We start from the raw sequence: 12,164 nt of genomic DNA on the forward strand, positions 1-12,164 counted from the left end.
GGAGTGGGAGAGCATGAAAGGGAAACTTATAGTAGTCGGCGGTGGCTTGGCTGGCTTAATGGCAACGATTAAAGCGGCAGAAGCAGGAGTAAATGTTGAACTGTTTTCTTTAGTACCAGTAAAACGTTCACATTCTGTATGTGCTCAGGGCGGAATTAACGGTGCCGTAAATACGAAAGGTGAAGGGGATTCTCCATGGATCCACTTTGACGATACAATTTATGGTGGGGACTTCTTAGCGAACCAACCACCAGTTAAAGCAATGTGTGAAGCAGCACCTGGTATCATTCATTTAATGGACCGTATGGGTGTTATGTTCAACCGTACGGAAGAAGGACTTCTTGATTTCCGTCGATTTGGTGGAACGCAACATCACCGTACAGCATTTGCTGGTGCAACAACTGGACAGCAATTACTTTACGCATTAGATGAGCAAGTACGTCGTCACGAAGTAGCAGGACTTGTAACGAAATATGAAGGCTGGGATTTCTTACGAGCTGTTGTTGATGATGAAGGTGTGTGCCGAGGAATCGTTGCACAAGACTTACAAACTATGGAGATTAAAAGTTTCGGAGCTGATGCCGTGATTATGGCAACAGGGGGCCCTGGTATCATTTTCGGAAAATCAACAAACTCCATTATTAATACAGGTACAGCAGCTTCTGCTGTATATCAACAAGGTGCATATTATGCAAATGGTGAGTTCATTCAAATTCACCCAACGGCAATTCCTGGAGACGATAAATTACGTCTTATGAGTGAATCTGCACGTGGTGAAGGTGGACGTGTTTGGACATATAAAGATGGTAAACCATGGTACTTCTTAGAAGAAAAATATCCGGCTTACGGAAACCTTGTACCTCGTGATATCGCAACGCGTGAAATCTTTGATGTTTGCGTAGAGCAAAAACTAGGTATTAACGGTGAAAACATGGTGTACTTAGATCTTTCTCATAAAGATCCGAAAGAACTAGATATTAAACTTGGTGGAATTATTGAAATCTATGAGAAATTTACAGGGGATGATCCTCGTAAACTACCAATGAAAATCTTCCCAGCTGTTCACTATTCAATGGGTGGACTATGGGTTGACTATAAGCAAATGACGAGTATTCCAGGTTTATTTGCAGCAGGTGAGTGTGATTATTCTATGCACGGTGGTAACCGCCTTGGTGCAAACTCACTATTATCAGCAATTTACGGTGGTATGGTAGCAGGGCCAAACGCAATTGAATATATGAAAGGTCTTTCTAAATCATCAGATGCTGTTTCATCTACTGTATATGAGCAAAATGAATTAATCGAAACAGAGAAATTTAACAATATTTTAACGATGGATGGTAATGAAAATGCATATGTTCTTCATAAAGAGCTTGGAGAATGGATGACAGATAACGTTACAGTAGTTCGTGAAAATAAAAAGTTATTAGAAACAGATGCGAAAATTGAAGAGTTAATGGATCGTTACAAACGTATTAACATTAACGATACAGCGAGATGGAGTAACCAAGGTGCTTCATTTACACGTCAACTTGCAAATATGTTTGAGTTAGCACGTGTTATTACAATTGGCGCATATAACCGTAATGAGAGCCGCGGGGCGCATTACAAACCTGAATTCCCAAATCGTGATGATGCAAACTTCTTAAAAACTACTATGGCAAAATTTGAAGGAGAAGGAAATGCACCAGCATTCCATTACGAAGACGTTGATGTTTCATTAATTAAACCGCGTAAACGTGATTATTCTTCAAAACATGATGTAGCTGCTAAGGGTGAAGAGAAGGGGGATAAACAACATGTCTGAGAAAACAATCCGCCTCATCATTACGAGACAAGATGGACCAGATGCACAAGAGTTTGACCAAGAGTTTGAAATTCCATATCGTCCTAATATGAATATTATTTCGGCGCTTATGGAAATTCGTCGTAATCCTGTTGATTCAAAAGGAAACCAAACAACTCCGATCGCATGGGATATGAACTGCTTAGAGGAAGTATGCGGTGCATGTTCGATGGTTATTAACGGAAAGCCACGTCAATCATGTACGGCTCTTATTGACCAATTAGAACAGCCAATTCGCTTAAAGCCGATGAAGACATTCCCAGTTGTACGTGATTTACAAGTTGACCGCAGTCGCATGTTTAATGCTCTAAAACGCGTTAAAGCTTGGATTCCAATTGATGGTACGTATGACTTAGGTCCAGGACCAAGAATGCCTGAGAAAAAGCGTCAATGGGCTTATGAGCTTTCAAAATGTATGACATGTGGTGTTTGCTTAGAATCATGTCCAAACGTAAACAGTAAGTCTGACTTTATTGGACCAGCGCCGTTATCACAAGCTCGTTTATTCAACTCACATCCAACGGGTGAAATGCATAAAGCAGATCGCTTACGTGCAATTATGGGAGATGGAGGACTAGCAAACTGTGGTAACTCTCAAAACTGTGTGCAATCATGTCCGAAGGGTATTCCTTTAACAACTTCAATTGCGGCATTAAACCGTGATACAACAATTCAATCGTTCAAAGATTTCTTTGGTAGCGATAATAACTATTAATAAATATTGCCTCTTCATTTTGAAGGGGCAATATTTATAACTGTATTTTTCAGTTTATTCTGTTTTTTTGGTAGGAAGGGGAGATAGCGTTGAAGAGAATTTCTTATATTGAAGACTTCGAGAAATGGGAAAGTGGTTTTTCATTTTACAATCCTGTAAAGGTTCGTTTTGGTGAAGTAGATATGTTTGGACATGTAAATAATGTCGTTGCTTTTACTTATTTTGAAGAAGCTCGTATCGCGTTGTTTAAAGAACTTGGATTTATGCAAGAGTGGACACATGCATCATCAGAAACGATGATCGTTGTTGCGGATTTACAATGTAATTTTATTAAGCAAATATATTTTGATGAACAGTTGAAGGTGTATGTAAAGGCAGGATCGGTTGGGAACTCTTCTTTAGATCTACATTATATGGTGAAGAATGCAGAAGGAGAGGTTTGTTTAGTAGGTCGCGGAATGATGGTTCAAGCGTCGAAAAAAACAGGAAGAGGCGAACCATGGCCTGAAGAATGGAAGAAGAAATTACTACAATGATAGAGTGAAAGAAAAATAAGAGAGCAATTTGCTCTCTTATTTTTTGTCTTCCATCGCTTCTTCTAATGTTAAGTGATGTTTATATAGGTATGTAGCGTATGGATTACCAACGTAGCGTAAGTGCCATGGTTCATATGCATATTCTGTTGTATCTGTTTTATCTTCTAAGTAACGAATGACAAAGCCGAATTCATGAGCGTGTTCCGCGACCCATTTTCCTTCTGCTGTCTCCCCGAAAATAGGCTCTAATTGAAATTTAGCTGTTTTTGAACTAATATCCATTGCTAAACCCGTTTGGTGTTCACTCGTACCAGGAATTGCGCTTACTGAATTAGCCTCAGCTTTTCCTTGACGTCTAACGTATGTATCATGCAACGATTTTTGGCGTTTGTATGAACGATAACCAGATACAGCTGTAAGATCAAGCCCTTCTTTTTTCGCAGCTTTGAACATGTTTTCAAGTGCCTCTGCAGCATCTTTGCGTAGCAATGTTTTTTCTTTATCTTTTGGACTAGCAAATGGTACGTTTGGTCTCGTTAAGTCTTCAGGAATGTATCCATCTGGTAGTTTTCGATGTTTATTAATTAAGACAAGATTAGATTTTGGATTTGTTACAACTGAAAAGTCATTGTCTATTTTCTTTGCATTATGATCAGCTTTTGGAAAAGCAGGAATCTCTTCTTTTGGGTGGTTAGTATGTTTTTGACTTTCGACAGCTTTCGCTTCATTATGTAGTGGTGATTTAGAACCAAAGTAAGTGAAAGATGTGATACCGATTACAATAGTAGTGGCAGAAATAATTATTATCTTTTTCATAATGCCTTGTAATCACAGTCCCTTCTTAATAAAATGTGTAGCGTTTTTTTATTATAAGTCTAGTTTGTTGGAAAAGGAATATAAGAGTCATAACGTAATAGAAATGCAAAGAAAATGTCAGAAAATGTGTGAATTTGTAGTATTTTTTTATATAATTCATTTCTTATCTTTCATGAATTGCATTTTTTATGTAATATATATACATAAGAAGATGTAGCGATTATCGAGAATAAAGAACTTCTTGTATAGACTAGGAGTGAATGGGAATGGATTTTGCAACAATTATTGGACTTGTTTTAGGATTTTTAGCAGTGGTAGTAGGGATGGTCGTCAAGGGCGCTGACGTAACAGCCTTATTAAATCCTGCCGCAGCATTAATTATTTTTATCGGTACATTTGCTGCAGTATGTATTGCATTTCCGATGAATCAACTAAAAAGGGTTCCAAAACTATTTAAAGTTCTTTTTGGTTCAAATAAAAAGGATTTAAGTTATGAACAGTTGCTAGAATTATTTGTTCATTGGACATCTGAAAGTAGAAAATACGGTATTTTGTCTTTAGAGCAACAATTAGACAAAATTCAAGATGAATTTCTTTTGCGCGGTATGAAATTTGTGATTGATGGCGTATCCGCAGAAGATTTAGAGCAGATTTTGGAATCTGAATTAGAGGCAATTGAAGAAAGACATGCAAAGGGAGCTGCTATTTTTTCACAAGCTGGTACGTATGCACCGACATTAGGAGTTTTAGGTGCTGTTATCGGTCTTGTAGCTGCGCTTGGTAACTTAACTGATATTGAAAAGTTAGGTCATGCTATTTCGGGTGCGTTTATTGCAACGATTTTTGGTATTTTTTCAGGTTATGTATTATGGCATCCATTTGCAAATAAGTTAAAGCAAAAATCTTCAGCTGAAATTGAGAAAAAACGTTTAATCATTGATTGTTTATTAATGTTACAAGAAGGTACATATCCGTTTATTATGAAGAACCGCATTTTAGGTGCACTTTCTGCAACTGAGCGTAAAAAGCTAGAAAAAGGAGCAGAAAAAAATGCGGAGTAAGAAAAATAGAAGAGGCAAAAAGAAAAAACATGATGAGCATATCGATGAAACGTGGTTAATTCCATATTCTGATATGTTAACGTTGTTATTTGCATTGTTTATCGTTTTATTCGCAATGAGTAGTATAGATGCTGCGAAGTTTAAACAGATGGCAGTTGCTTTTCGAAGTGAATTAGCTGGGGGAACAGGTAACAAAGAATTTTTAAGTGATCAAAAGCCAAATGAGGAAAAAGAATTATCAGCAAGTAGCCTTGAGGCAGAACAAGCAAAAAAACAAGAAGAAGCTAGAGCTAAAGAAAAAAAAGAGATGGATGAATTGAAAGCATTACAAAAAAAGATTGATCAATATATTAATGAAAAACAATTATCCTCTTCTTTTCAAACTAAATTAACTGAAAAGGGATTAATGGTGACAATATTAGAAAATATACTGTTTGATTCGGGGAAAGCAGATGTGAAATTAGAATCTTTAGGGATTGCGAAAGAGATGTCTAGCTTACTTGTTTCAGCGTCACCTCGTGAAATTACAGTATCGGGTCATACGGATAATGTCCCTATTGCCAATGCGCAGTTTGCGTCGAATTGGGAATTAAGTACGCAGCGGGCAGTTAATTTTATGCAAGTATTACTGCAAAATAAAGAATTACAACCAGAAAAATTTAGTGCGATTGGATACGGAGAATACCGTTCAATTGCTCCAAACGATACACAAGAAGGAAAGGCAAAGAATAGACGTGTGGAAGTGTTTATCTTGCCTTTAACAGAGAAAGTAAAATAAAAGAGGATGGCGAATGCCATCCTCTTTTATTTTACTTCAAATGATTTTAAGTTGTCGCGACGGATTTTATCTTTTTCTGCATCTGATTTTTTGAAATCATAATCATATAAAGCGCCTTCCCAATCGCCATACATTGGATTCGGGAAAATAATGAATTTCTCACCAAATTGTGCTTTTGAATCTTCTACTGTTTGGTTACGATCTTTTACAGATTTTCCATCAAAACCTGTGAAATCAGATAAGTTATCACCGAAGAATAAGACAATATCATGGGTTTGAGAAACGAGTTCACGGCGTTTTTCTTTTCCTTTTTCTTTCGGATCTTGTAGTAATATATGTTCTTTCGTTGCTTGAGGAGCACCTACACGCTCAAGATTTTTAATTGTTGCATCTAGTTGGTTCGTTTTACGATTTGAGATGTAGTAAATATCTACACCTTTAGACTCTGTATATTTTAAGAAATCAATTGCGCCTGGAAGGGATTCAGCCTCAGCTTTATTAATCCAATCATCCCATTTGTAAGGATAGCCTTTGCCTGTTTTTACGCTCATTGCTTGATGAGGACTGTTATCTAAAACAGTTTCGTCTAAATCAAGTACGATAGCAGGTTTTTTCTCTGTCCCTTTTGCAAGAATTGTATCAAGCTTTAATTGACCAATGTTGTACCCTTGGTAGTAAAGTGCTTTCGTTTCACCGGCTGTTTGATACCATAAATCAGCCATTAATTGTTGTTCTGTTAATTTTACTTTCTCTTCTTTTGCCACTGTTTTCTCTGGTGTTCCTGAACATGCTACAAGTGATGTAGATAGAACCGCTACAGATAATAAAGTGGTAATGCCCCTCTTCATCTTCATATGTATCCTCCTTGATGTTAGAAAATCATTTTATATTATATATTAAAATATAATATTTTTATATGAACATTTGCATATTGTCTTTTGTATATGTAGTAGTATGTCCTATATTAGAAAGATGAGCAAAATAATAATAGTTGTTTTGACAAGTTTTATTGTCGTAATGACAATTATAATTGACAAAAAGAACTTTTTTATTTACAATTTTAACTAAATAGAGCAAATGATGGATTAATGACGGTGTTTACATATAAGAGGATGAAGTGTAGTGCTATATTTTTTCTTGAATAAACATAGTCTTTGAAAGAGAGTACGAATGATACTAAAGGGGAGGCTTTATACTTTGAGTTTACAAATTCAAAACTTAACGAAACAATTTGGGGAATCAAAAGCAGTTAACGGTTTGCAAATTTCGTTACCAAAAGGTGAAGTACTAGGATTACTTGGACGAAATGGTGCAGGGAAAACAACAACAATCAAAATGCTTCTCGGATTATTAACGCCTAATGAAGGTACGATTACGTGGGATGGAAAAGTATTTGGGGATAGTGGCGTAACAATTGGGTATTTACCAGAAGAAAGAGGTTTATATACAAAAAGTAGAGTAATAGATCAGTTGCGATATTTTGGTAGATTAGAAGGAATGTCGAAGAAAGAAGTAGATCAAGCTATTGATCATTGGTTAGAGCGTTTAGCGATACCAGAATATAAATTTAAAACGGCTGGAGAGCTTTCAAAAGGGAATCAGCAAAAAATCCAATTAATTGCTGCTCTTCTTCATAATCCGGAACTTCTCATTTTAGATGAACCATTCAGCGGCCTTGATCCAGTTAACGCCGGGATGTTAGCTAGTATTATTGAAGAACAAGTACAGAGCGGAAAGACGATTATTTTATCAAGTCATCGTATGGAACAAGTAGAGGCTTTTTGCCAACATGTATGTATTTTGAAAAAAGGTGAAGCAGTCGTAAAAGGACAGCTAAGTGATATTAAGAAAGAATACGGTTTCCGTAATTTAACGATTGAAGATACAGTAGAGAATGAAAAGGGATTAGAAGCTATACATGTATCGTATGAAAAACAACAAGGCCTTCTTTATGTGAAAGTACAAGATGATGCGGAAGCTCTCAAGATTTTGCAACAGTTGCAAGAGCAAGGTGTTAGCTTACGACAATTTAAAATGTTAGAGCCGACGTTAAATGAAATCTTTGTAGAGAGGGCGAAATAACGATGCGTAAATTTTCTCACGTATTTTCATTTTATTTTAGGGAAGCATTTTTATCTAAAAAATCATTAATTACGAGCGCGATTTTATTTTTAGTTGTGTTTGGGATTTTTGCATTTAATCATTTTACTTCAGGCGATGATAAAAATAAGGATAAAGATAAAATTGCAGTTGTAGTAGAGAGTTCCACATATAAAGTACAAAAAGATGAGCTAAATAAGCTATTGCCATCAGCAAAAATAACACTTGGTTCAAAGGATGATTTTGATAAACTGCATAAGCAAGTAGAAGAAGGCGATTTAGATGGTCTATTCCATGTGACGGAAAAAGGGGGGGCTCCATCGATTACATATATGTATAATGGATTTCCAAGCCAAGCAACTTCTGCAATTATGGCAGGATATTTAAAGCAACAATATACGATGGTGACAATTGCCAAAAATAATGTTTCACCAGAAATTGCACAGCAATTACAAACAGAAATTCAAGTAAAGCAAGAAGCGATAAAAGATCGTACATCTTCTTTCGGAATTGCCTATTTCTTTACATTTGCTTTATATATGTTTATTGTAGCGTTCGGAAATACAATCGCAATGAATATTGCATCTGAGAAGGCGTCACGTGTAATGGAAGTAATGCTTCCGAAAGTGAAACCTCTTACGATGATGTATGCGAAAATTTTAGCGGTTGTTTCAACGGCTTTATTGCAACTTGTCATATTGGCGTGTGGTTATCTTATTCCATATTTGTTAGGTTGGGTCGATTTAGAAAGTGCCTCACTATTTGGTATTCCAATTGACTTTACGAAATTAGATGCAAAGGTTGTAAGCATGTTTCTTGTTTATTTCATTACGGGATATTTACTTTATGCAATGATGTATGCTGCTGCTGGAGCTGTCGTGTCTAAGACGGAGGATTTACAAGCTGTATCTTTCCCGGTAATGATTTTAATTATGGCTGCATTCTTCATTAGTATTAAATCATTAAGTGATCCGAATAGTACTATCGTTGTTGTAAGTTCTTACGTTCCATTTTTTACACCGATGGTTACCTTCTCACGTATTGTAGCTGGTGAAGCAGGTATGCTAGAAATTACGATAACATTAGCAGTCTTATTGGCGACAATTGCGATATTAAATGCTGTTACAAGCCGCATTTACGTAAATGGCGTAATGAATTACTCAGATAAAGTGAAATTTAAAGATTTAGCGAAATTTATAAAGCGTCAATAATGAGAGAAAAGCATGATTTCCTATTGAAATCATGCTTTTTCTTTATGTATAAATTAAAAATAGTATATAATAATAAGAGTCGTCTTTTAATAGAATGAATAAAAAGGAGGGTGTGCAGATGGGGATTAGTAGTCGTTTTACAGTAGGTGTTCATATGCTGACATTACTTGCGATAGATCGAAACTCTCGCTGTACCTCTGAATGGATTGCCGGTAGTGTGAATACAAATCCAGTTGTGATTCGTCGCATTACAGGAATGTTGAAGAGAGCAGGACTTGTTGATGTACAAGCTGGTAAAGGTGGTACGACACTTGCTCGAGATTTAGAAGAAATTACATTACTTGATGTATATAAAGCAGTGGAAGTTGTAGAAGAAGGACAGCTATTTTCCTTCCATGAAAATCCCAACATTGAATGTCCAGTAGGAGCTAATATTCAATCAGTATTAGAAATTATTTTAATGCAAGCGCAAGAAGCGATGGAAAACGTGCTTGCAAATGTAACGGTAGATCAATTAGTTACAAATTTAAAGTCTAAAATGAAAGAATAAAAAAGCGAGCTTCCTCATAATGAGGGCTCGCTTTTTTTTATTCAGAAATATTGAAAATTCTATTTTTCAGTATTTAAAATGAATTTACCTACGATAGCTGCGAAGATACCACCAAGAATTGGTGCTACGATGAATACCCATAGTTGAGAAAGTGCTTCTCCACCAACAAATAAAGCTGGTGCGATACTACGAGCTGGGTTAACAGATGTTCCAGTTAACGGAATTCCTAATAAGTGGATTAAAACTAATGTGAAACCAATTACTAGTCCAGCTAAAGAAGAACTTCCTTTTTTACCTGTTACAGCGACGATAACTAAAATAAATACGAAAGTTAAAATGAACTCAACTAAAAATGCTCCAGATAAACCAAGAGTTCCGAAACCATTTTGTCCTAAATTATCTAAAGGTGTTTTAGCAGATTTTAAAATTGTTACTAACGTTGCAGTTCCTAATAAACCACCTAAAATTTGAGCTAATACATAATAACAAAGTTCCATAGCGTTCATGCGTTTGTTGATGAACATAGCTACTGATACTGCTGGGTTAATGTGACATCCAGAAATTGTTCCGATGCTATATGCCATAGCTACAATAGATAAGCCGAAAGCCATAGCGATTCCTAATGTTCCAATTCCTTCGATTCCGCCGCCAGTGACAGCTACTCCAGTTCCGAATAATACAAGTACAAAGGTACCAATAAATTCAGCGATTGCTTTTTTTAACATAATTTACCTCCTATTAATGCGCATGAAACGTATTATAACATACGTTTTAGTATAAACAGCCAATGAAATACTATTCTGATAAGGCAAAATAGGGGGACAATAAAAAAGAGTATGGTTCATCTCTATAGAACCATACTCTTTTTTTATGCTGATTTTTTCTGTTTAACGGCTGGAATAGATCGGTTTAAAATACTATTTGCAACCATTCCTAACATAATAATAATCATTCCAAGTAGGGAAAGCCCGCCAGGAAACGAACCATTCAAGAAAACAATTTCTCCAAGTACGGTAAAGACCATCGTTCCAGCTTGTGTTGCTTCAACAGCTCCAAGTAAAGCCAGGTTATCTTTTGCTAAGTCAGTAGCAAAGAAAAATGTCATCGTTGCAATAACGCCGGAACATAATGCTAACAAAAATCCTTGAAGCATTTGGCTAGATGTTGGAATACCCGTAGTAGAAAATCCGTATACACCAAGCAAAATTGTTATAGGAAGACTTCCAATTGCCATTCCTAATACACGTTGGAACGTATCAAGGCGTCCGCCAACAAGCTCCATCATTTTTCGGTTACCGAACGGATATAAGAAAGCGGCTAATACGACAGGTAAAAAACCTGAAATGAACTGAGTCATTGTAATATGGCCTGCGGCAGTTGCTTGCATACAAATTACACCAAGCAAAATAAATAAAGCAACATATAAGCTACGAAGTGGAATTTTTCCACGTACAAGTTTCGTACCTGATTTTGTTTCTATTTTCACAAAAAATAGTGGTGATAGTAGTAAACCAGCTAAAATCGTAACTTGCCAAGTTCCAGCAACGAGCCAAGCTGGAGAAAAGACAGCTGCGAAACTTAATAAAGAATAAAAACCAATACCGGCAACAGAACCCCATCCGATCCACGCCAATGGATGTTTTTTTAACTCTTTCCATAATCCCCTAAAGTTTTTGCGAAATAAAACGATAAGGAATAAAATAGGGAGAGCAAATAAAAAACGGAAGGAAGCTGTCCAAGCCCAGCTCGTTCCAGATACATTCATTGCTCTATTAATAATAAAGGTTGCAGAAAAAAAGGCCGATGATAAAAGACCTAATAAAATTGCGCGCATGAAGTATAGCACTCCTTTCGAAAATAAATAATTATGTATAGTATGATATACTTTAATTTAATAAAAGTAAACTATTTTATACTTTGAGGTGGTTTTATATATGAAAGAAAATGAAGATATGCAAACGAAAGAAGTCATTCAACAAGTTGGACAATTATTGAGACAAATTCGAAATGAACAGAAATTAAGTTTAGAAGAATTAGCTCATAAAACAGGAGTTAGTAAATTAACATTAGGAAAGATCGAAAGAGGGGAAACAAATCCGACGCTAGCTGTCATTTGGAAAATAACGAAAGGGTTATCAATTCCTTTATCTAGATTAATGGTTTTTGGAGAACCAGTAGCCGTTGCGCGCTGTGGAGAAGGATTTGCAGTAGATGTAGGACAAGCATGGCATTTAGAAACGATGTTCCGTTATACGAAAGAAACAGGGATGGAAATGCACCGTGCTTGTTTACGATCAAATAGTATATATGAACCAGAAGCTCATCATGAAGGTGCGATTGAGCTTGTAACGGTAATGAAAGGGAAAGTGTCTATTCAAGTGGAGAATGATGTATATGAATTAAATGAGTTTGATTCCATTCAATTTGAAGCGAATAAGAAGCATATTTATAAAAATGAAGAAGAAGAAGTGGCGGTATTACATTTAACGATGAAATATTCTTCATGAAAAAATCCCCTATAGAAAAATCTATAGGGGATTTTGTATACACT

Annotated in this window: 13 protein-coding genes; 9 read left to right on the forward strand and 4 right to left on the reverse strand. The window is 36.1% G+C overall.

From position 1 onward, the window contains the following. The first annotated feature begins 13 nt into the window (after positions 1–13). From sdhA to IBT51_RS17405, 3 genes are all read left to right on the forward strand, one after another. Entirely contained in the window at positions 14–1,807 is a 1,794-nt protein-coding gene (gene sdhA, locus IBT51_RS17395) for a succinate dehydrogenase flavoprotein subunit (RefSeq protein WP_000676743.1), read from the forward strand. Further along, the gene (gene sdhB, locus IBT51_RS17400; RefSeq protein WP_001291830.1) at positions 1,800–2,561 is read left to right on the forward strand and encodes a succinate dehydrogenase iron-sulfur subunit; all 762 of its coding nucleotides are present in this window, start codon (positions 1,800–1,802) and stop codon (positions 2,559–2,561) included. The genes sdhA and sdhB overlap by 8 nt, the downstream gene beginning before the upstream one ends. Positions 2,562–2,650: 89 nt before the next feature. Beyond that, the gene (locus tag IBT51_RS17405; RefSeq protein WP_000822727.1) at positions 2,651–3,097 is read left to right on the forward strand and encodes an acyl-CoA thioesterase; all 447 of its coding nucleotides are present in this window, start codon (positions 2,651–2,653) and stop codon (positions 3,095–3,097) included. 36 nt (positions 3,098–3,133) lie between these two features. Here IBT51_RS17405 and IBT51_RS17410 read toward each other — a convergent pair whose 3' ends face one another. Beyond that, on the reverse strand, positions 3,134–3,913 hold the full coding sequence (locus IBT51_RS17410; RefSeq protein WP_071729561.1) for a M15 family metallopeptidase: 780 nt from the start codon (positions 3,911–3,913) through the stop codon (positions 3,134–3,136). Positions 3,914–4,179: 266 nt separating this feature from the next. On the opposite strand from IBT51_RS17410, the gene motA reads away from it, so the two are divergent. Then, the gene (motA, locus tag IBT51_RS17415) at positions 4,180–4,974 is read left to right on the forward strand and encodes a flagellar motor stator protein MotA (RefSeq protein ID WP_000344862.1); all 795 of its coding nucleotides are present in this window, start codon (positions 4,180–4,182) and stop codon (positions 4,972–4,974) included. After that, on the forward strand, positions 4,964–5,752 hold the full coding sequence (gene motB, locus IBT51_RS17420; RefSeq protein ID WP_001256741.1) for a flagellar motor protein MotB: 789 nt from the start codon (positions 4,964–4,966) through the stop codon (positions 5,750–5,752). The genes motA and motB overlap by 11 nt, the downstream gene beginning before the upstream one ends. A 26-nt stretch (positions 5,753–5,778) precedes the next feature. On the opposite strand, the gene IBT51_RS17425 is transcribed toward motB, so the two are convergent. Beyond that, positions 5,779–6,606, reverse strand: coding sequence for a 5'-nucleotidase, lipoprotein e(P4) family (locus IBT51_RS17425; protein WP_200458505.1), 828 nt, complete (start codon positions 6,604–6,606; stop codon positions 5,779–5,781). 343 nt (positions 6,607–6,949) lie between these two features. Between IBT51_RS17425 and IBT51_RS17430 the strand changes: the two genes are divergently transcribed. From IBT51_RS17430 to IBT51_RS17440, 3 genes are all read left to right on the forward strand, one after another. Further along, the gene (locus tag IBT51_RS17430) at positions 6,950–7,834 is read left to right on the forward strand and encodes an ABC transporter ATP-binding protein (RefSeq protein WP_088024427.1); all 885 of its coding nucleotides are present in this window, start codon (positions 6,950–6,952) and stop codon (positions 7,832–7,834) included. 2 nt (positions 7,835–7,836) lie between these two features. Further along, the gene (locus tag IBT51_RS17435) at positions 7,837–9,063 is read left to right on the forward strand and encodes an ABC transporter permease (RefSeq protein WP_001224987.1); all 1,227 of its coding nucleotides are present in this window, start codon (positions 7,837–7,839) and stop codon (positions 9,061–9,063) included. Between the two features lie 118 nt (positions 9,064–9,181). After that, positions 9,182–9,613 (forward strand): Rrf2 family transcriptional regulator, encoded by a 432-nt coding sequence (locus IBT51_RS17440; protein ID WP_000512998.1) that lies wholly within the window; start codon positions 9,182–9,184, stop codon positions 9,611–9,613. A gap of 59 nt (positions 9,614–9,672) precedes the next feature. Here IBT51_RS17440 and IBT51_RS17445 read toward each other — a convergent pair whose 3' ends face one another. Next, a complete protein-coding gene (locus tag IBT51_RS17445) occupies positions 9,673–10,338 on the reverse strand; it encodes an aquaporin (RefSeq protein WP_000913213.1) in 666 nt (221 codons plus the stop codon). Positions 10,339–10,481: 143 nt separating this feature from the next. Continuing rightward, the gene (locus IBT51_RS17450) at positions 10,482–11,447 is read right to left on the reverse strand and encodes a DMT family transporter (protein WP_001201639.1); all 966 of its coding nucleotides are present in this window, start codon (positions 11,445–11,447) and stop codon (positions 10,482–10,484) included. Positions 11,448–11,547: 100 nt separating this feature from the next. Between IBT51_RS17450 and IBT51_RS17455 the strand changes: the two genes are divergently transcribed. Continuing rightward, the gene (locus IBT51_RS17455) at positions 11,548–12,120 is read left to right on the forward strand and encodes a helix-turn-helix domain-containing protein (RefSeq protein WP_000661921.1); all 573 of its coding nucleotides are present in this window, start codon (positions 11,548–11,550) and stop codon (positions 12,118–12,120) included. Positions 12,121–12,164: the final 44 nt, after the last annotated feature.

This window comes from Bacillus sp. S71, assembly GCF_016625265.1.
Taxonomy (GTDB): domain Bacteria; phylum Bacillota; class Bacilli; order Bacillales; family Bacillaceae_G; genus Bacillus_A; species Bacillus_A cereus.